We start from the raw sequence: 18,176 nt of genomic DNA on the forward strand, positions 1-18,176 counted from the left end.
TTGGAGGCAAAGCTCGTGGACAAGATCGTGCCGGCAACGGCCTATGACCTCGAAGCCATTCGCCGGGATTTCCCGATCCTGGCGAAAACGGTGCATAGCAAGCCGTTGGTCTATCTCGACAACGGCGCTTCCGCACAGAAGCCGCAGGTCGTCATCGATGCCATCTCGCATGCCTATTCGAATGAGTATGCGAATGTGCATCGCGGCCTGCACTTCCTGTCCAATGCTGCCACGGAAGCCTACGAAGCGGCACGCGAAAAGGTGCGCCGCTTCCTGAATGCGCCGTCGGTCGACGATATCGTCTTTACCAAGAACTCGACGGAAGCGATCAACACGGTCGCCTACGGCTGGGGCATGCCGAAGATTGGCGAGGGCGACGAGATCGTCGTCTCCATCATGGAGCATCACTCCAACATTGTCCCCTGGCATTTCATCCGGGAACGGCAGGGCGCAAAGCTCGTCTGGGTGCCTGTCGATGACGAGGGCGCGTTCCACATAGAGGATTTCGAGAAGAGCCTGACCGAGCGTACCAAGCTCGTCGCCATCACCCATATGTCGAATGCCCTGGGAACCGTCGTTCCGGTAAAGGAAGTCTGCCGCATCGCCCATGAGCGCGGCATTCCCGTTCTGATCGACGGTTCGCAGGGCGCCGTGCATATGCCTGTCGACGTGCAGGATATCGATTGCGACTGGTATGTCATGACCGGTCACAAGCTCTACGGCCCCTCGGGTATCGGCGTTCTCTACGGCAAGAAGGAACGGCTCGCCGAGATGCGGCCGTTCCAGGGCGGCGGCGAAATGATCTTCGACGTCACCGAGGAAAACGTCACCTACAATGAGCCGCCGCACCGTTTCGAAGCGGGAACGCCGCCGATCGTTCAGGCGATCGGCCTCGGTTACGCGCTCGATTATATGGACAGCATCGGTCGCGAAGCGATTGCGCGGCATGAGGCTGATCTGGCGGCCTATGCGGCGGAACGGCTGCGCGATATCAATTCGCTGCGCGTCATCGGTACGGCGCCCGGCAAGGGCGGTATCTTCTCCTTCGAGCTGGCAGGAATTCACTCCCACGACGTCTCGATGGTGATCGACCGCCAAGGTGTTGCTGTTCGCGCCGGCACGCATTGCGCCCAACCACTCTTGAAACGCTTCGGCGTCACCTCCACATGCCGTGCATCGTTCGGCATGTACAATACGCGCGCCGAGGTGGATGCCCTGGCCGACGCACTGGAATATGCACGGAAATTCTTTGCCTGAGGAGGCAAGCGATGTCACTCGACGAAAGCGAACAGAAGATCGATGTGCGCGAGGGTATCGTGCATTCCAGCATCCCCGAGGATGAGCTGGCACGCCTCAGCGACGACATCATCTCGGCGCTGAAGACCGTCTACGATCCGGAAATTCCGGCCGACATTTTCGAGCTGGGTCTGGTCTACAAGATCGACATCGAAGACGACCGCATGGTGAAGATCGTCATGACGCTGACCGCGCCAGGTTGCCCCGTTGCCGGCGAAATGCCGGGCTGGGTCGAAAACGCCGTCGGCGCCGTCGAAGGTGTTTCCGGCGTCGACGTCTCGATGACCTTCGATCCGCCGTGGACGCCGGATCGCATGTCCGAAGAAGCGCAGGTTGCCGTCGGCTGGTATTGAAGCTTTAAGCCGCCGGCTTTACATTGAGACTCGAAGCGCCGGATCTTGACCCCGGTTGCGGAAGGAGAATGAGCCCATGGGCTTTGCAGTCATGAGCATGACGGATGCGGCAGCAGCCCGCGTCAAGGCGATCGTCGGTAACTCCGGCCCTGATGCCAAGGGCGTTCGCGTCGGCATCAAGAAGGGCGGCTGCGCCGGGATGGAATATACCATCGACCTGGTGACCGAGCCGAACGCGAAAGACGACCTGATCGAGCGTGACGGCGCCAAGGTCTGGGTTGAGCCGTCGGCAGTACTTTATCTGCTCGGCACCCAAATGGGCTTCGAAACCACGACGCTGCGCTCGGGCTTTACGTTTACCAATCCGAACCAGACGTCGGCCTGCGGTTGCGGCGAATCCGTCGAGCTGAAGCCTGCAGATCTGGCAGCGCTGGCAGCTCAACGTCAGGCCGCGCAGCCCGCTTAAAGCACCATATTTAACCTCGCTGCATTTCATGCTTTGATCGACGAATGCTGAGGGTCTTTTTGTTGCTCCTTTGCTGACCGGCTGAGCCGGACGAGGTCGACATGGCGCGAGGGGGAACATATGGCGGCTGCGGCATGGGTTTACACATTGATCCCGGCAGGCGCTGCGATCGCGGGGGCTGCCGTTGCGGTGAATACGCGACCGGGACCCAATCTTGTCAGCGCTATCCAGCATTTTGCCGCCGGTGTCGTGTTTGCGGCTGCGGCCGGCGAGATTCTGCCTGATGTCATGCATCGCGGCTATCCCTTGGCAACGGTGATCGGTGGCGCGATCGGGGTTGGCGTCATGCTGCTGGTCAAACAGTTGGAAAATTGGGCCAAAGGGCCGGTTGGCCTTCTGGCCGCCATCGGCATCGACATCCTGATCGACGGTCTGGTGCTCGGTATCGGCTTTGCCGCCGGTTCGAAGGTCGGTTTGCTGCTGACGATCGCCTTGACGATCGAGGTGCTGTTCCTTGGCTTGACGGTAGCGAATGAGCTTGGCGAGAGCGTTCGCTCTCGAGCCAGGATCGTCGCGATCACGGCAGCGCTTGCGCTGCTGCTACCGATCGGCGCCTTGCTCGGAACGCCGATCGCTTCATTGCCCGGCCCGGTTCTCACAGGCTTCTTCGCGTTCGGGCTGATTGCGCTTCTCTATCTCGTCACCGAGGAATTGCTGGTAGAGGCCCATGAAACACCCGATCGCCCCTGGGTGACGGCGATGTTCTTTGCCGGCTTCCTCGTGCTGCTTCTGCTCGAAGAGGCGATTGGTTAGCGATTTATCGGCTGCTCTGCCCAGAGCGTGCAGAGTTCGCAAGGCGCTTTCGTGCTTACTGATTGACTTTGATGATTGCACTACAAGGTTGCTATCGAGTGTTCCACGATAGAGGCATTCAAATGCAAAAATGGTATAGTGAAATTGTTGATGCTTATGGAGCGCCATCCGAACGGATTGAGTTCAGCCCAAACGAGATCACTGGTCTCGCAAGCGTCTTCCCCGCCAGCTTAAAGGGATTTTTCTTGGAAATGGGTCGATCTGTCTTGCGCAGAGGACGCATACAGACCTGCCACCCCAACGATATGGAAGGCGTATTGTCGCTAATATTTAACGTAGATAGAGAGTTCTCATCCGATAAATGCTTCGCTTTTGCCTATTCCGCTTTCGGAGACATCTTTTTTTGGATGGAGGATTTCGGATACGGCCGTCTCAGTCTCTACGAAGGGCACGTATTTCAAAAGAATTTGGTAAAAGGTCGACGTCCTGGCTCCGAGGCGATCAATGCAGTTTCGGTTCCGTTCTGGCTTTCGGATGAGGCCTTGGACTACGGAGACGAGACCGGCAGACCGCTGTTCGAGCAAGCTCGGCATGGGCTGGGGCAATTAGAGATTAGCGAGTGCTATGGATTTGTGCCTGTACTCGCGTTTGGTGGGCGAAGAGATATTGGCGATCTCAAGCGCCTTAAGGCAGCCGAACACTTTTCAATCGTAGCGCAGACCATGGACTACCACCTGATGGATGTACAAGGCTATGGGAAAATCGCGAAGATACGCCGCATAGGGTCGCGCTAATCTCAACGCCACGGTCAGGCATTCGAAGTTCGGGCTGGCAGTTCACCGGTTGTTATTACGCGGCCGACACCGGCGTCAGCTTGAGGCCGAGCGCCCTGACGACCTTCAGGATCGTCGCGAATTCCGGATTTCCATCGCCGCTCAGCGCACGATAGAGCGCCGAACGGTTCATGCCGACATCCTTGGCAAGCTTGCTCATGTTGCGCGTGCGGGCAACCTCGCCCAATGCCCTGGCGATCGAGGCAGGATCGTCCGTGGCGAAAGCTGCCGCGATATAGATGTCGGGATTGTCGGTGTTCAGGGAAATCTCCTGGTTCATGTCATAGGCCTTTCCGTATGAGCCAGTCGCGGATGATACCGATGTCGTCGTCGTGAAAGTCGTGACCGGTCGCCAGCACGTGGGCGCTGACATCCGCGCCGGCGTTTGCAAGTTGATTTTTCATGATATCGGCGTCGCCGGGCTCGCGCCGCTGATCGTATGTGCCAGACGTGATCAGGATCGGCAAGGCGGCCAGCGGCGGAAATGGCAGCCGCTGTGCCGGCGAGAGTGGTCGCATCAAAACGGCAGCGGCAGCCAAGTGCGGCCGGCGCAGAAGGATGGATGCCGCGATGATCGCACCATTCGAAAAGCCCACCAGTACAGGCGCTTGCTTGAGCGTCCCTAGCTGCAGAGCCGCTCCGATAAATTGACAAAGTTCATCCGTGCGCCTTGTGAGATCGACCTGATCCAGGCTGCGATCGGGATTGCGACGAAAGAAGGCAAATCCGTCCTCCCAGGCAACGGCGCCTCGCAGCGCCATATAGGGACGCTGCGGCGCAACGGAATCGGCGAGAGGAATAAGCGCGGCTTCATCCATGCCGCTCCCATGCAGGAGAAGCAGCGGCGCGGAAGGGCGTTCCGTTCGCCCGGCGACGACGTGAAATTCCGGTTGTTCCGGCATAAATCTGAATTCCAAGGCCCCATTGTCGCGTTAATAAAAACGCCGCGCCTCCAACAGGAGGCGCGGCGCTTTCATAGACAAGTTTCACAATAGATTTATGTCTGTTCCCAGCGAAGCGACTGAACCGCTTCGCTTTTTTGCAAAAATCTTACTCTGCCGCTTCGGCGTAAGACTCCAGCGGCGGGCAGCTGCAGATGAGATTGCGATCGCCATAGACGTTGTCGATGCGGTTGACCGGAGACCAGTATTTGTCCACGCGGAACGCGCCGGGCGGGAAGCAGGCCTGTTCGCGGGAATAAGGACGATCCCACTCACCGACGAGGTCTTCCACCGTGTGCGGAGCGTTCTTCAGCGGGTTGTTGGTCTTGTCCATCCGTCCATCTTCGATGGCGCGGGCTTCCTCGCGGATCGCCAGCATAGCCGCGCAGAAGCGATCGAGCTCGGCCTTGGTTTCCGATTCGGTCGGCTCGATCATCAGCGTGCCGGCAACCGGCCAGCTCATGGTCGGTGCGTGGAAGCCACAATCGATCAGGCGCTTGGCGACATCGTCGACCGTGACGCCGGCGCTTGCGACCAGCGGACGGGTGTCGATGATGCATTCATGTGCCACGCGTCCGTCCTTGGACTTATAGAGCACGTCATAGGCACCCTTGAGGCGGGCGGCGATATAGTTGGCGTTGAGGATTGCCACCTTCGTCGCCTGGGTCAGGCCTTCGCCGCCCATCATCAGGCAGTAGCTCCAGGAGATCGGCAGGATGGAGGCCGAACCGAAGGCCGCCGCCGAGACAGCACCGCTGCGGCCGTCCGTTTCCGGATGGCCGGGCAGGTGAGGCGCCAGATGCGCCTTGACGCCGATCGGGCCCATGCCGGGACCACCGCCGCCATGCGGAATGCAGAACGTCTTGTGCAGGTTCAGGTGGCTGACGTCGGAGCCGATATCACCCGGGCGCGACAGGCCGACCATGGCGTTCATGTTGGCGCCATCGAGATAGACCTGACCGCCATGCTTGTGCACGAGATCGCAAATCTCCTTCACCGTCTCCTCGAAGACGCCATGCGTCGAGGGGTAGGTGATCATGCAGCAGGAGAGGTTGTCGGCATATTGCTCGGTCTTGGCGCGGAAATCGGCCATGTCGATATCGCCGTCGTCGCTGACCTTGACGACCACGACCTTCATGCCGGCCATTTGTGCCGAGGCAGGATTGGTGCCGTGTGCGGAGGTTGGGATGAGGCAGATGTCGCGATGACCCTGGCCATTGGCAATGTGGTAGTTGCGGATGGTGAGCAGGCCGGCATATTCGCCCTGCGCGCCGGAGTTCGGCTGCATGGAGAAGGCGTCGTAGCCGGTGACGGCGCAGAGCTTTTCCGTGAGATCGTCGATCATCTCGCGGTAGCCGAGCGCCTGATCGGCCGGGACGAACGGATGGATATCCGAAAATTCCGGCCAGGTGATTGGCAGCATTTCCGCCGTGGCGTTCAGCTTCATGGTGCAGGAACCGAGCGGGATCATCGAACGGTCGAGCGCCAGGTCGCGGTCGGAGAGGCGACGGATGTAACGCGTCATCTCGCTTTCAGCGCGGTTCATGTGGAAGATCGGATGCGCCAGGTATTCGCTGGTGCGCAGCAGGGTCTTCGGCAGGCGGTAGGAAGGCTCGAAATCGGCGATGCGGAAATCGCCGCCGAATGTGCGCCAGACGGCTTCGACCGTTGCCGGGCGCGTACGCTCGTCAAGGCTGATGCCGATCCTGGTTTCACCGACCTTGCGCAGGTTCACGCCCTCTGCGACGGCTGCACGCAGGACAAGACCCTGCATGTGGCCGACCTCGACTGTGATCGTGTCGAAGAAAGTCTCCGGCTCGACGGCGTAGCCGAGCTTTTCCAAGCCCTTGGCCATCAGGACGGCCTTTTGATGCACCTGCTGGGCAATCGCCTTCAGACCCTGCGGACCGTGGAAGACCGCATACATGGAGGCCATGACGGCGAGCAGCACCTGGGCGGTGCAGATATTCGATGTCGCCTTTTCGCGGCGGATGTGCTGCTCGCGGGTCTGCAGCGACAGGCGATAGGCGCGATTTCCGCGTGCATCAATGGAAACACCGACGAGGCGGCCCGGCATGGAGCGCTTGTAGTCGTCCTTGACGGCCATAAATGCAGCATGCGGACCACCATAGCCGACAGGCACGCCGAAGCGCTGCGAGGAGCCGACGGCGATATCCGCGCCCATTTCGCCGGGAGACTTCAGCAGCGTCAGCGCCAGCAGATCGGTGGCCATGATGGCGATTGCGCCGGTCTGGTGCAGGCGCGCGATCAGGCCGCTGAAGTCGTTGATGTGGCCGTGCGTGCCCGGATACTGGAAGATGGCGCCGAAGACATCGACCGGATCGAGATCGGTGAAGGGATTGCCGACGATGACGGTCCAGCCGAGTGGCTCGGCGCGGGTCCTGATCAGTGCGATGGTCTGCGGATGGCAGGCGGCATCGACGAAGAAGGCCTTGGCCTTCGACTTGGCGACGCGTTCGGCCATCGCCATGCCTTCGGCTGCCGCCGTTGCTTCATCGAGCAGCGAGGCATTGGCGACGTCGAGACCCGTGAGGTCGCTGATCATCGTCTGGTAGTTCAGCAGGGCCTCGAGGCGACCCTGGCTGATTTCGGGCTGGTAGGGCGTATAGGCGGTGTACCAGGCCGGGTTTTCCAGGATGTTGCGCTGGATGACCGGTGGCGTGATCGTGCCGTAATAGCCTTGGCCGATGAGGGAAACGAGAACCTTGTTCTTGTTGGCGGTCTCGCGCAGCCGGTCGAGCGCCTCGCGCTCCGTCATCGGAGCGCCCCAGACGAGCGGTGACTTCTGGCGGATGGCCGGCGGCAGCGTCGCGTCGATCAGGCCGTCGAGGCTGTTATAGCCGATGACTTTCAGCATCTCGGTCATCTCCGACGGAGACGGACCGATATGACGACGATTGGCAAAATCGTATGGCTGGTAGTCGGTGAATGTGAATTCCGTAGGCGTCGTCATTATCCGATCAGCTCCTTGTAACCGGATTCATCAAGAAGACCATCAAGATCGCTGACATTCTTCAGCTTGAGCTTGAAGAACCAGCCGGCACCCATCGGGTCGGAATTGACCAGCGCCGGATCGGCGGTGATGGCTTCGTTGACTGTGGTGATTTCTCCGTCGAGCGGACAATAGACTTCGGAGGCTGCCTTGACGGATTCGACAGTTGCCGCGTCATCGCCCTTGGAGAAGCTGGCGCCGACCTCGGGCAATTCCACGAAAACGAGATCGCCGAGCTGCTCGGCGGCATGCGCGGTGATCCCGACCGTTGCGACATCGCCCTCAACCTGCAGCCACTCATGTTCTTCGGTGAATTTCAGCATGGGTAATCCTCTCTGGAAAAAACGTTCAGCGTTTGTAGGTAGGCTTGATGAAAGGCAGGGTGCTGACGACGACAGGCAGGTATTTGCCGCGTACTTCAGCGTAAACGGTGGTGCCGGGGGCGGCGAAATCTGTGGGTACGTAGCCCATGGCAACGGGAGATTCGACGCTTGGGCCGAAACCGCCAGACGTGACTTCGCCGATCTCCGTCTTGCCTTCCGCATCGGCATAAAGCTTGGAGTGGCCGCGCACCGGCGCCTTGCCGTCCGGCTTCAGGCCAACGCGGCGGCGCTTGGTGCCGCCATCGAGTTCACCGAGAATGCGGGCCGCGCCAGGGAAGCCACCGGCGCGGGCGCCGCCGGTCTTGCGGGCTTTCTGGATAGCCCATTCGAGCGCGCCTTCGATCGGCGTCGTCGTCTGGTCGATATCGTTGCCATAGAGGCAGAGACCGGCTTCAAGGCGCAGCGAGTCGCGGGCGCCGAGGCCGATCGGCTGCACGTCCGGATGCTCCAGCAAACGCTTGGCGATATCCTCGGCCTTGTCCGCGGGCACGGAGATCTCGAAACCATCCTCGCCGCTATAGCCGGAGCGCGACACGAGGCAGGAGACATCGTGGAGGCGACAATGGCGCACATCCATGAATTTCATATGGGCGATGTCGGCCCAGAGCTCGGCGAGCACGTCCACAGCGCGGGGGCCCTGCAGGGCGATCAGCGCGCGATCAAGTAAAGTAACTTCGCAACTATCGCCGATATGATCTTGAAGATGCTTGAAATCCTGTTCTTTGCAAGCGGCGTTGACGACGACAAAAAGATAGTCGTCCATATGGGCGATCATCAGATCGTCGAGGATGCCCCCCTTATCGTCGGTGAAGAAGCCGTAGCGCTGGCGATTTTCAGCGAGGCCGAGAATATCGACCGGTACCAGGCTTTCCAGTGCGAGCGCGGCATCCTCATATTTGCCGGAACGGGCGCGGATCGTCACTTGACCCATATGCGACACGTCGAACAGGCCGGCGGAAGATCGAGTCCAGAGATGTTCCTTCAACACGCCGGGCGCATATTGAACCGGCATGTCGTAGCCTGCGAAGGGCACCATGCGGGCGCCGAGCGACACATGCAGGGCGTGAAGGGGGGTGGTCTTGAGGGCAGCGGTCTCGTCCAAATGACGCCTCCGGGGTTTGCGCTCGTTTCGAAGCGCAGAGCTCACAATTTCGGCGCAAGCGCGCCTGACGATGAGCCCCCTCTGTCTGTTTGCCTGAGATTGTTATCCCTTCGGCGAACGCTTGCGCGTTTCTCTCCAGAGTTCCGTCTGCCCCTTGCTGGTCCTTTGGCCTGAGAGTTTCCGGGGCGGTTGCTCCTTCGGCACCGGCTTGCGCCGGATTCTCCCAACAGGGTCGATAGCCATTATCCGGTCCCGGGCAGAGATGGCAAGGGGCAAATGTCGCCGCTGAACAAATTTTTGTCGTCCCGATCAATCCTGCGTTTGGCAATGATTACGGGCCTTTGCAACTGCCATGGGAGAGGCTATCCCTTCTCATCGATTGAGGGGCCGGGTAGGAGACAAAGATGAACCGCAACCACGCCGCAGCATTGCTGATTTCGATTGGTGCGTTTTCGCTTCCCCTCAGCGGAGCGATGGCGCAGGACAATGGCGCGATGAAATCCATGCCTGGAATGCACATGGATGCGGGCACAGCAGCACCTTCCGGCTCGGCATCTGCAAAGCTCGGCGATCTCGACATCAGTGGTGGCTATGTCCGCGCCATGCTTCCCGGCCAGCCGGTCGGCGGTGGCTACATTACCATCCACAACATCGGCAAGACCGACGACAAGCTCACTTCCGTGACCTCTTCGTCCGCCGGCAAGGTGGAGCTTCACGAGATGAAGATGGAAGGCGAGATCATGAAGATGCGCGAGATCAAGGGCGGCATCGCCATTCCCGCCGGCGCGACCGTGACGCTTGCGCCCAGTACGATGCATATGATGTTCAAGCAGGTGAAGGCGCCCTTCAAGCAGGGCGGTACTGTGCCCGTGATGCTGATGTTCGACAAGGCGGGCATGGTCGATATCAATCTGCCCGTCGTCTCGGCCAAGGGAAACTGAGCCAGAAAATCATTCGACCTGACAATTCCGGTTTCCACTTTTCCTCGAAATGCTCTAAAGCCACGTCAAAAGGCCGGGAAATCTCCGGCTACGGGGCGAATTGTCCCGTCGTTTGAATTCGCATGATCCCGCCGAACAAGGTTTGGCGACGTCTGGGACATGCTGCGGTATTTGAAAGAAGAAGAATGGCCGGGATTGAGCATATTAAGGTCGAGCCTGACGAGGCCGGCATGCGCCTCGACCGCTGGTTCAAGGTGCATTTTCCAGGGCTCGGCTTCGGTCAGTTGCAGAAGCTGCTGCGCTCGGGCCAGGTGCGCGTCGATGGCGGCCGCGTGAAAACGGATGCGCGTGTGCAGCCGGGGCAGATGGTGCGGGTGCCGCCGCTCGATGTTGACGCCAAGGGGCCGAAGGGTGGCCCCATTGCGAGCAATGACCTGAAACATTCCGGCGATGCGGAACTTCTTGCGCGCATGCTGCTGCATGAGGACGAAAAGGTCTTCGTGCTGAACAAGCCGGCGGGCCTTGCAGTGCAGGGCGGCTCCGGCCTGACCCGTCACATTGACAAGATGCTCGAGGCATGGACGAACAAGAAGGGCGAGAAGCCGCGTCTGGTGCATCGTCTCGACCGCGACACGTCAGGCGTCCTCGTCGTTGCCCGTACCCGTGGTGCGGCCCAGAAGCTGACGGCCGCCTTCCGCGAGCGCGACACCAAGAAGACCTATTGGTCGCTGGTCAAGGGCGTGCCGCGCAAGCATGAGGACAAGATCTCCACCTGGCTGGTGAAAGAGGCAACGGCCGATGGCGACCGGATGCGCATCGCCAAGCATGGGGAGGAGGGCGCCGATCACGCGATCTCCTACTACCGCGTGCTCGAAACCGCAGCGCAGAGCCTTGCCTGGCTTGAGATGGAGCCCTATACCGGCCGCACGCACCAGCTGCGTGTTCACGCGCTGCACATGGGTCACCCGATCATCGGCGACCCCAAATATTTCGACGACGATCCGAATTGGGATTTCCCGGGCGGTGTTCAGAAGCGGCTGCATCTGCATGCACGCCACATCGACATTCCGCATCCGAACGGCGGCCGTCTGCGCGTCACGGCCCCGCTGCCACCGCATATGGTGCAGACCTGGAATCTTCTCGGATTTGACATGGAATCGGCGGGGGAGCCGGACGACGAATGAAGCTGGTACTTTTCGATTGCGACGGCACGCTGGTCGACAGCGCGCGGCTGATCCATGAGGTCATGGCGCGCACCTTCGTGGCCTTCGGCTACAAACGTCCCGATGTTTCTGCGACGAAATCGATCATCGGCCTGACGCTCGATATCGCCATTGCCCGCCTGCAGGGCAAGCCGCATGTCGACGATGAGGCAATCGCCATGACGGCGCATTACAAGTCGATCTTTCCCGAGGTGCGAGACGAGGCTGATATGCAGACGCCTCTTTTCGACGGCATCAAGCTGCTGATCGAGACGCTCGCTGCCCGCGATGAATTGCTGATCGGCGCGGTGACGGGCAAATCCCGCCGCGGATTGATCCATATCCTTGAGGTCAATGATTTCACGCCCTATTTCATCGTCTCGCGCACTGCCGACGATTGCCCGTCGAAGCCTCATCCGGCGATGGTGACGGAATGCTGTGACGAGACCGGCATGAACCCGCATGATACGATCGTGATCGGCGATGCCATCTACGACATGCAGATGGCGAAGGCGGCGGGTGCGACTGCCATCGGTGTGGCCTGGGGCTACGCCTCAGTCGAGGAATTGCTGGCGGCTGGGGCAGATGCCATAGCCCACCATCCGAACGACTTGTTGAGCCATATTCTCTGAGGTGACGCCATGCGCGACCTGTTGAACGATCTTTCCGAAGGTCTCAGCCATCCCGATCCGATCCGCCGCGCGCAGATCCAGATGAAGAAGCCATTGCCGAAACGCTTCTACAAGGAAGTGACGATCAACAAACACGAGGATGGCCATGCCATCGCGCTTGACGGCAAGGTGGTAAAAACGCCGGCGCGACGCTCTTTGGCGTTGCCGACGGAAGCACTTGCCAGGCTGGTGGCGGCCGAATGGGCACGTCAGGTCGATGTCATCGATCCCGCCACCATGCCGGTGACGCGTCTCGTCAATACGGCGATCGACGGCGTTGCGACCGAGAACCAGGCCGTGTTCGATGAAATCGTCCGCTTTTCGGGCAGCGATCTGCTCTGCTACCGTGCCGACGGGCCTGAGCGGCTTGTCGAGCGCCAGTCGGAACGCTGGAACCCGGTCATCGAATGGGCCGCGCGCAACCTGGGTGCCCGCTTCATCCTGGCGGAAGGCGTCATGCACCAGGAGCAGCCGGGCGAAGCTATCGAGGCGTTCGCCGCCGCTATGCGCAAGTACGACACACCGATGGAGCTGGCGAGCTTGCACACGATCACGACGCTCACCGGCTCGGCGATCCTGGCGCTGGCCTTCGCGGAAGGATTCTTGCCGCTGACCGACGTCTGGTCGCTCGCCCATCTCGACGAGGATTGGACGATCGAGCATTGGGGCAGCGATGAAGAAGCCGAACAGCGCCGTGCACAGCGTTTTGAGGAATTTCAGGCCGCAACCGACGTTTTTTCCGCGCTTCGCAGTTGAATATTGTTGATTTCCAGTCCTTTATATCGATCGTCGCATCTTGCAAGCTTGGAAGTCGGGACAGGAATCATGTTGTTGTCGAGGTCGGGAGCCATATCGGCGCTCGTGGGATGTTTGGCACTGGCTGCGTGTTCGAGCTGGTCCGTCGATCCTCCGCCTCCAACCTATGCCGTGCGCAGTGCAACCGTCGTAGCCGACGAGGCTTTGCCGCCGGTGTCGCCGGCGCTGGTTGCAGCCGTCAATGATCGTGTCAACGCCGCGATCGCTGCAACAAGCTTCAGCCCACAATTGCCGCAGGTTGCCATCACGGTCAGACTGAGCGACGTCCGCAAGGCGCGCGGCTTCAATCGCGATCGCAGCAGCGCCAAGATCAATATCGATGCGGCGGCAGCCGATGGCGGCGCCGTGGTTGCCATGGCGTCGTTCGAGACAAAGACCGTCGCTCCCGATCCGGCTACAGCCGATGAGCTGATGGCGGAAGATATCGCCGCGCGTATCCGATCCATCTTTTCGCTGAACACTCCACGGCTCGCAAACTGAGCCAACAGCTTCAAACAAGGCTCGCGCCATGCTAAGCCCGAGCGATGAGGGAGAGAGGGCCGCATGAAGGAAATCCTGCAGGAGCTGGAACGTCGTCGTGAGATCGCAAGGCTTGGCGGCGGGCAGGCGCGGATCGATGCGCAGCATGCGCGCGGCAAGCTAACGGCCCGCGAGCGCATCGACATCTTCCTCGACGAGGGCTCCTTCGAAGAGTTCGACATGTTCGTCGAGCATCGCTCGACCGATTTCGGCATGGACAAGAGCAAGATCGCCGGCGACGGCGTGGTGACCGGCTGGGGCACGGTCAACGGACGCACCGTTTTCATTTTTGCCAAGGATTTCACAGTCTTCGGTGGATCTCTTTCAGAAGCACATGCGGAAAAGATCACCAAGGTCCAGGACATGGCGCTGAAGAACCGGGCGCCGATCATCGGGATCTATGATGCCGGCGGCGCCCGCATCCAGGAAGGCGTGGCCGCACTGGGCGGTTATGCCGAGGTATTCCAGCGCAATGTGCTGGCCTCCGGCGTCATTCCGCAGATTTCCATTATCATGGGTCCATGCGCAGGCGGCGACGTCTATTCGCCCGCGATGACCGATTTCATCTTCATGGTGCGCGATACCTCCTACATGTTCGTCACGGGACCGGATGTCGTAAAGACGGTCACCAATGAAACGGTGACATCGGAGCAGCTCGGCGGTGCTTCTGTGCACACGACGAAATCCTCGATCGCCGATGCTGCCTACGACAATGATGTCGACACACTCTTGCAGGTGCGCCGTCTCATCGATTTCCTGCCTCAGTCGAACACGGCAGATGTGCCCGAGATCGAGTGCTATCAGTCCGTGACCGATCCCGATGCTTCGCTCGATACTCTGATTCCGGCCAACGCCAACAAGCCCTACGACATCAAGGAACTGATCCTGAAGGTGGCGGACGAGGGCGATTTCTTCGAGATCCAGGAGAGCTTCGCCAAGAACATCGTTTGCGGTTTCGGCCGCATCGAGGGCGCTACGGTCGGCTTCGTCGCCAATCAGCCGATGGTGCTTGCCGGTGTGCTCGACAGCGATGCGTCACGAAAGGCGGCGCGCTTCGTCCGTTTCTGCGACTGCTTCAACATTCCGATCGTCACCTTCGTCGACGTACCCGGCTTTCTGCCGGGGACGGCGCAGGAATATGGCGGACTGATCAAGCATGGCGCCAAGCTGCTCTTTGCCTATGCCGAGGCGACCGTGCCGAAACTGACCGTCATCACCCGCAAGGCCTTCGGCGGCGCCTATGACGTCATGGCCTCGAAGCACCTGCGCGGCGATCTCAACTATGCCTGGCCGACGGCGCAGATCGCCGTCATGGGCGCCAAGGGTGCTGTCGAGATCATCTTCCGCAAGGATATCGCCGACCCGGAGAAGATCGCCGCCCATACCAAGATGTATGAGGACCGCTTCCTGTCGCCCTTCGTCGCCGCGGAGCGCGGCTACATCGACGAAGTGATCATGCCTCGCTCGACCCGGCGCCGGCTGGCGCAGGGGCTTAGAATGTTGCGCAACAAGGACCTGACCAATCCCTGGAAGAAGCACGACAACATCCCGTTGTGAGCATGTGACAACAAGTCACGGATTTGACACGGAAAATTGATTGAGCGTCAGAATCCGTGTTTTCACGTTCCGGCTCCTGCGCTCTATTGCTTCCTCGTGGGGGAGTTAAAACTGGAGTTTAACATGGCGCTTTCCGATCGGCTGAATCAATATCAGCCCTATGCTCTTACCGTATTGCGTGTCGTCACCGGCGTATTGTTCATCGAACACGGCTTGCAGAAGCTGCTCGGCTTTCCGGCCGGCGGTCAATTTCCAAGCCCGCTGCCGACCCTGATTCTGGTTCAGGGTATCCTTGAAGTCGTCGGTGGATTGGCGACGATCGTCGGCTTCTTTACCCGTCCGGTCGCGTTCATTCTCTGCGGCAACATGGCGGTCGCCTATTTCATGGCGCATTATCCGAAGAATTTCTTTCCGGCCAACAACGGCGGTGATGCAGCGATCCTCTATTGCTTCATCTTCCTGTTCCTGATCTTCGCAGGCCCGGGCCTGCTGGCGATCGACAACAGCAAAAAGTGACAGCCTTTTCGTCGGGCTCGGCTGATTGTCGGGTCCGGCGAATAAATTGGTATCTCGCGTGTTCACTCCGTTGTCGGCGAAGCGAGAGTACTTTTGACAGGATCTCCTTCGCATCCCCTATCGAACGGAGATCCTCATGTCATTTCCCGAGCGCTTGTCGCATTATCAGCCCGCTGTCCTCGCCATTTTGCGAATCATGACTGCCGTGCTGTTCATCGAACACGGCACGCAAAAGGTCTTCGGCTTTCCGCCAGCGCCTTACGAAATCACGACGCTATTCTTCGTGGCCGGAATTATCGAGCTGGGCGGCGGCATCTTTATCCTGCTTGGGTTTTTCACCCGGCCGATTGCCTTTCTCCTGAGCGGCGAAATGGCGATCGCCTATTTCATGGTCCACATGCCGATCAATTTCTTCCCGGCCAACAATGAGGGAGATGGGGCGATCCTGTTCTGCTTCATCTTCCTGTTTCTGGTGTTTGCCGGACCGGGAATCTGGGCGCTGGACAATCGCCAGCGCCGATGATCTCGGTCAGGCCGTGAGCTTGAGACCGGCGATGCCTGCCACGATCAAGCCGATGCAGAGTAGCCGAATCAAGGTCGCGGGATCGCCGAGCAACCATATACCAAGCAGAACCGTGCCGACGGTGCCGATGCCGGTCCAGACCGCATAGGCCGTACCCATCGGCAAGGTTTTTACGGCCAGGCCAAGCAGCACGACGCTGATGACCATGGAGATGACGGTGAGAACTGTCGGCATCGGCCGCGTGAAGCCGTCGGTATATTTCAGGCCGACGGCCCAGCCGATTTCGAACAAGCCTGCGAGGAAAAGCAGGAACCAAGCCATGTTACGCTCCTTTGTTAAGAGCGAGGCCGTCCCCGCGATGTCTACGGCTGGTTTGGTTGCCGGCCGCCGCAGTCGTCTGCGTGTTTCCTATATGCCTTTGTCGGCTGCCTATTTCAAGGCGATGGCACTACCCTTACTTTTCCAGCCGTTCGGCATGCCACTTCAGGTGATCGTCCATAAAGGTGGAGATGAAGTAGTAGGAGTGGTCGTAGCGCTCGTGCATGCGCAGCTTCAGGCTGATATCGGTGCCTTTAATGGCGTCCTCGAACAGCCAGGGGCGCAGGCCGTTTTCGAGGAAACTGTCAGCCTTGCCCTGGTCGATCAGGAACTCGGGGAAGCGGGCACCATCCTCGACGAGCGCGCAGGCGTCATATCGGCGCCATGCGGCCTTGTCGCTGCCGAGATATTTCTCAAGCGCAGGTGCCGACCAATCGGCCGTCGACGGCTGGATGATCGGAGCGAAGGCCGAGCAGCTCTTGAAGCGATCCGGGTTCTTCAGCGCGATCGTCATGGCGCCATGGCCGCCCATGGAGTGGCCGAAGATACCCTGGCGGCTCATATCGGCGCGGAATTGCTTCGATATGATCGCAGGCAGTTCTTCCGTGATGTAGCTGTACATCTGGTAGTTTTCGGCCCAAGGCGTCTCCGTGGCGTCGAGATAGAAGCCGGCACCTTTGCCCATCTGCCAATTGGTCAGTTCGTCCGGGACGTCATTGCCGCGCGGGCTGGTGTCCGGGCAGACGATGATGAGGCCGAGCTCGGCGGCCATGCGGCGATATTCGCCCTTTTCCATGACGTTGGCGTGGGTGCAGGTGAGGCCGGAGAGATACCAGAGGACCGGGCGGGGCTCCTTGATTGCCTGTGGGGGTACGAAGACGGCAAAGGTCATCTCGCATTTGCAGGCTTCGGATTCATGCGAGAAGACACCCTGCATGCCGCCGAAGGCGGTGTTCTGGGAAATGATGTTCACGGCTGGCCTCCAGGCGTCTGGTGAGTTTTTGCACGCCGGCAGAGCCGGTCGAAGGTTTCGAGAAAGGCGGAGCGGTCGCGCGGCGAGAAGGCGGCATTGTAGCCCTTGCTTTCGCCGGTTTCGCGAAGATGGGCGCCGAGGTCGCGCATGGCCGTTGCCATGCCGATATTGGTCTTGTCGAAGATGCGGCCGGTCGGTCCCGTCACCAACGCTCCCGTCGCAACGCAGCGACCGGCAAGCGGCACATCGGCGGTGACGACGATATCACCGGCAACGGCATGTTCTGCGATCCAGTTGTCGGCGGCGTCGAAGGCGTTGGAGACGATGACGTTATGCACCATCGGATCCCGCGATGGCCGCAGTCCCGAATTGGCGACAAAGGTCACCTCGATGCCGTGGCGTTCGGCAACCTTCAGGATCTCCGGCTTCACCGGACAGGCGTCGGCATCGACATAAATCATAATATCAAATCTTTTCAGCTATATGCGGCGCATTTCTCACGCGCCGCATATGTCTCTTCGAATGATTTAGGCGTCAGTAGAGCACGACGCTGCGGATGCTTTCGCCCGAATGCATGAGCTCAAAGCCCTTGTTGATGTCTTCGAGCGGCATGGTGTGGGTGATCATCGGATCGATCTGGATCTTGCCCTCCATGTACCAGTCGACGATCTTCGGAACGTCGGTACGGCCACGCGCGCCGCCGAAGGCCGTGCCCATCCACGAGCGGCCCGTCACCAGCTGGAATGGACGCGTCGAAATCTCCTGGCCGGCGCCGGCAACGCCGATGACCACGGACTTGCCCCAGCCGCGATGGCTTGCCTCCAGTGCCTGGCGCATCACCTTGGTGTTGCCCGTGCAGTCGAAAGTGTAGTCGGCGCCGCCGATCTGGTCGGCCCCACGCTTCGTCATGTTGACGAGATAGGGCACGATATCGTCGCCG

The 18,176-nt window shown here is 60.0% G+C and carries 22 protein-coding genes and 1 riboswitch; of the genes, 13 read left to right on the top strand and 9 right to left on the bottom strand.

Annotation, left to right across the window (positions count from 1 at the left end; genetic code table 11):
• Nucleotides 1–15 precede the first annotated feature (15 nt).
• The 5 genes from GA0061103_RS26570 to GA0061103_RS26590 all read left to right on the top strand — a co-directional run bounded on the left by GA0061103_RS26570 (nucleotide 16) and on the right by GA0061103_RS26590 (nucleotide 3,722).
• Entirely contained in the window at nucleotides 16–1,257 is a 1,242-nt protein-coding gene (locus GA0061103_RS26570) for a cysteine desulfurase (protein ID WP_092716534.1), read from the top strand.
• 11 nt (nucleotides 1,258–1,268) lie between these two features.
• On the top strand, nucleotides 1,269–1,649 hold the full coding sequence (locus GA0061103_RS26575; RefSeq protein WP_092716450.1) for an SUF system Fe-S cluster assembly protein: 381 nt from the start codon (nucleotides 1,269–1,271) through the stop codon (nucleotides 1,647–1,649).
• 76 nt (nucleotides 1,650–1,725) lie between these two features.
• Nucleotides 1,726–2,115, top strand: a complete 390-nt coding sequence (gene sufA, locus GA0061103_RS26580; RefSeq protein WP_092716452.1) for a Fe-S cluster assembly scaffold SufA — start codon at nucleotides 1,726–1,728, stop codon at nucleotides 2,113–2,115.
• Between the two features lie 120 nt (nucleotides 2,116–2,235).
• On the top strand, nucleotides 2,236–2,928 hold the full coding sequence (locus GA0061103_RS26585; RefSeq protein ID WP_092716454.1) for a ZIP family metal transporter: 693 nt from the start codon (nucleotides 2,236–2,238) through the stop codon (nucleotides 2,926–2,928).
• Between the two features lie 71 nt (nucleotides 2,929–2,999).
• Complete coding sequence (locus tag GA0061103_RS26590; protein WP_092716456.1) at nucleotides 3,000–3,722, top strand: T6SS immunity protein Tdi1 domain-containing protein; 723 nt, start codon at nucleotides 3,000–3,002, stop codon at nucleotides 3,720–3,722.
• Nucleotides 3,723–3,777: 55 nt separating this feature from the next.
• On the opposite strand, the gene GA0061103_RS26595 is transcribed toward GA0061103_RS26590, so the two are convergent.
• The 5 genes from GA0061103_RS26595 to gcvT form a co-directional block, all read right to left on the bottom strand.
• On the bottom strand, nucleotides 3,778–4,041 hold the full coding sequence (locus GA0061103_RS26595) for an addiction module antidote protein (protein ID WP_092716458.1): 264 nt from the start codon (nucleotides 4,039–4,041) through the stop codon (nucleotides 3,778–3,780).
• 1 nt (nucleotide 4,042) lies between these two features.
• Nucleotides 4,043–4,663 (bottom strand): alpha/beta hydrolase, encoded by a 621-nt coding sequence (locus tag GA0061103_RS26600; protein WP_092716460.1) that lies wholly within the window; start codon nucleotides 4,661–4,663, stop codon nucleotides 4,043–4,045.
• Nucleotides 4,664–4,811: 148 nt separating this feature from the next.
• Nucleotides 4,812–7,676 carry an aminomethyl-transferring glycine dehydrogenase gene (gcvP, locus tag GA0061103_RS26605; RefSeq protein ID WP_092716462.1) on the bottom strand — a complete coding sequence of 955 codons (2,865 nt, stop codon included), beginning with the start codon at nucleotides 7,674–7,676 and terminating at the stop codon, nucleotides 4,812–4,814.
• Entirely contained in the window at nucleotides 7,676–8,038 is a 363-nt protein-coding gene (gcvH, locus tag GA0061103_RS26610; protein WP_092716464.1) for a glycine cleavage system protein GcvH, read from the bottom strand. Before gcvH ends, gcvP begins: the two co-directional genes overlap by 1 nt.
• 25 nt (nucleotides 8,039–8,063) lie before the next feature.
• On the bottom strand, nucleotides 8,064–9,200 hold the full coding sequence (gcvT, locus tag GA0061103_RS26615) for a glycine cleavage system aminomethyltransferase GcvT (protein WP_092716466.1): 1,137 nt from the start codon (nucleotides 9,198–9,200) through the stop codon (nucleotides 8,064–8,066).
• A 148-nt stretch (nucleotides 9,201–9,348) separates the two neighbouring features.
• A riboswitch (glycine riboswitch) is annotated at nucleotides 9,349–9,436 on the bottom strand.
• Between the two features lie 168 nt (nucleotides 9,437–9,604).
• Here gcvT and GA0061103_RS26620 point away from each other — a divergent pair.
• The 8 genes from GA0061103_RS26620 (at nucleotide 9,605) to GA0061103_RS26655 (ending at nucleotide 15,945) form a co-directional block, all read left to right on the top strand.
• The gene (locus tag GA0061103_RS26620) at nucleotides 9,605–10,141 is read left to right on the top strand and encodes a copper chaperone PCu(A)C (protein ID WP_092716468.1); all 537 of its coding nucleotides are present in this window, start codon (nucleotides 9,605–9,607) and stop codon (nucleotides 10,139–10,141) included.
• A 185-nt stretch (nucleotides 10,142–10,326) separates the two neighbouring features.
• Nucleotides 10,327–11,325, top strand: coding sequence for an RluA family pseudouridine synthase (locus GA0061103_RS26625; protein WP_092716469.1), 999 nt, complete (start codon nucleotides 10,327–10,329; stop codon nucleotides 11,323–11,325).
• Nucleotides 11,322–11,975, top strand: a complete 654-nt coding sequence (locus GA0061103_RS26630) for an HAD-IA family hydrolase (protein WP_092716471.1) — start codon at nucleotides 11,322–11,324, stop codon at nucleotides 11,973–11,975. The genes GA0061103_RS26625 and GA0061103_RS26630 overlap by 4 nt, the downstream gene beginning before the upstream one ends.
• A 9-nt stretch (nucleotides 11,976–11,984) precedes the next feature.
• A complete protein-coding gene (locus GA0061103_RS26635; protein ID WP_092716473.1) occupies nucleotides 11,985–12,770 on the top strand; it encodes an ATP12 family chaperone protein in 786 nt (261 codons plus the stop codon).
• A 69-nt stretch (nucleotides 12,771–12,839) separates the two neighbouring features.
• Nucleotides 12,840–13,310, top strand: a complete 471-nt coding sequence (locus tag GA0061103_RS26640; protein WP_092716475.1) for a hypothetical protein — start codon at nucleotides 12,840–12,842, stop codon at nucleotides 13,308–13,310.
• Nucleotides 13,311–13,373: 63 nt separating this feature from the next.
• Nucleotides 13,374–14,906 (top strand): acyl-CoA carboxylase subunit beta, encoded by a 1,533-nt coding sequence (locus tag GA0061103_RS26645; protein ID WP_092716477.1) that lies wholly within the window; start codon nucleotides 13,374–13,376, stop codon nucleotides 14,904–14,906.
• A 123-nt stretch (nucleotides 14,907–15,029) separates the two neighbouring features.
• On the top strand, nucleotides 15,030–15,422 hold the full coding sequence (locus GA0061103_RS26650) for a DoxX family protein (RefSeq protein WP_092716479.1): 393 nt from the start codon (nucleotides 15,030–15,032) through the stop codon (nucleotides 15,420–15,422).
• Between the two features lie 136 nt (nucleotides 15,423–15,558).
• Nucleotides 15,559–15,945 (top strand): DoxX family protein, encoded by a 387-nt coding sequence (locus tag GA0061103_RS26655; RefSeq protein WP_092716481.1) that lies wholly within the window; start codon nucleotides 15,559–15,561, stop codon nucleotides 15,943–15,945.
• A 6-nt stretch (nucleotides 15,946–15,951) separates the two neighbouring features.
• Here the strand turns inward: GA0061103_RS26655 and sugE are convergent, their stop codons facing one another.
• The 4 genes from sugE to GA0061103_RS26675 form a co-directional block, all read right to left on the bottom strand.
• Entirely contained in the window at nucleotides 15,952–16,266 is a 315-nt protein-coding gene (sugE, locus tag GA0061103_RS26660; RefSeq protein ID WP_092716483.1) for a quaternary ammonium compound efflux SMR transporter SugE, read from the bottom strand.
• 133 nt (nucleotides 16,267–16,399) lie between these two features.
• Nucleotides 16,400–17,236, bottom strand: coding sequence for an S-formylglutathione hydrolase (gene fghA / locus GA0061103_RS26665; protein WP_092716485.1), 837 nt, complete (start codon nucleotides 17,234–17,236; stop codon nucleotides 16,400–16,402).
• Complete coding sequence (locus GA0061103_RS26670) at nucleotides 17,233–17,697, bottom strand: YaiI/YqxD family protein (RefSeq protein ID WP_092716486.1); 465 nt, start codon at nucleotides 17,695–17,697, stop codon at nucleotides 17,233–17,235. Before GA0061103_RS26670 ends, fghA begins: the two co-directional genes overlap by 4 nt.
• A gap of 73 nt (nucleotides 17,698–17,770) precedes the next feature.
• Nucleotides 17,771–18,176: zinc-binding dehydrogenase (locus GA0061103_RS26675; protein WP_141694474.1), on the bottom strand; the 406-nt coding region annotated here is incomplete at its 5' end.

Source organism: Martinezella multihospitum, from assembly GCF_900094585.1.
Taxonomy (GTDB): Bacteria; Pseudomonadota; Alphaproteobacteria; order Rhizobiales; family Rhizobiaceae; genus Rhizobium; species Rhizobium multihospitium.

Bases quoted from the DNA above. Each gene is read 5' to 3' on its own strand.
- GA0061103_RS26575 (WP_092716450.1), top strand. From the start codon at position 1,269: ATGTCACTCGACGAAAGCGAACAGAAGATCGATGTGCGCGAGGGTATC.
- sufA (WP_092716452.1), top strand. From the start codon at position 1,726: ATGGGCTTTGCAGTCATGAGCATGACGGATGCGGCAGCAGCCCGCGTC.
- GA0061103_RS26585 (WP_092716454.1), top strand. From the start codon at position 2,236: ATGGCGGCTGCGGCATGGGTTTACACATTGATCCCGGCAGGCGCTGCG.
- GA0061103_RS26590 (WP_092716456.1), top strand. From the start codon at position 3,000: ATGATTGCACTACAAGGTTGCTATCGAGTGTTCCACGATAGAGGCATT.
- GA0061103_RS26595 (WP_092716458.1), bottom strand. From the start codon at position 4,041: ATGAACCAGGAGATTTCCCTGAACACCGACAATCCCGACATCTATATC.
- GA0061103_RS26600 (WP_092716460.1), bottom strand. From the start codon at position 4,663: ATGCCGGAACAACCGGAATTTCACGTCGTCGCCGGGCGAACGGAACGC.
- gcvP (WP_092716462.1), bottom strand. From the start codon at position 7,676: ATGACGACGCCTACGGAATTCACATTCACCGACTACCAGCCATACGAT.
- gcvH (WP_092716464.1), bottom strand. From the start codon at position 8,038: ATGCTGAAATTCACCGAAGAACATGAGTGGCTGCAGGTTGAGGGCGAT.
- GA0061103_RS26620 (WP_092716468.1), top strand. From the start codon at position 9,605: ATGAACCGCAACCACGCCGCAGCATTGCTGATTTCGATTGGTGCGTTT.
- GA0061103_RS26625 (WP_092716469.1), top strand. From the start codon at position 10,327: ATGGCCGGGATTGAGCATATTAAGGTCGAGCCTGACGAGGCCGGCATG.
- GA0061103_RS26630 (WP_092716471.1), top strand. From the start codon at position 11,322: ATGAAGCTGGTACTTTTCGATTGCGACGGCACGCTGGTCGACAGCGCG.
- GA0061103_RS26635 (WP_092716473.1), top strand. From the start codon at position 11,985: ATGCGCGACCTGTTGAACGATCTTTCCGAAGGTCTCAGCCATCCCGAT.
- GA0061103_RS26640 (WP_092716475.1), top strand. From the start codon at position 12,840: ATGTTGTTGTCGAGGTCGGGAGCCATATCGGCGCTCGTGGGATGTTTG.
- GA0061103_RS26645 (WP_092716477.1), top strand. From the start codon at position 13,374: ATGAAGGAAATCCTGCAGGAGCTGGAACGTCGTCGTGAGATCGCAAGG.
- GA0061103_RS26650 (WP_092716479.1), top strand. From the start codon at position 15,030: ATGGCGCTTTCCGATCGGCTGAATCAATATCAGCCCTATGCTCTTACC.
- GA0061103_RS26655 (WP_092716481.1), top strand. From the start codon at position 15,559: ATGTCATTTCCCGAGCGCTTGTCGCATTATCAGCCCGCTGTCCTCGCC.
- sugE (WP_092716483.1), bottom strand. From the start codon at position 16,266: ATGGCTTGGTTCCTGCTTTTCCTCGCAGGCTTGTTCGAAATCGGCTGG.
- GA0061103_RS26670 (WP_092716486.1), bottom strand. From the start codon at position 17,697: ATGATTTATGTCGATGCCGACGCCTGTCCGGTGAAGCCGGAGATCCTG.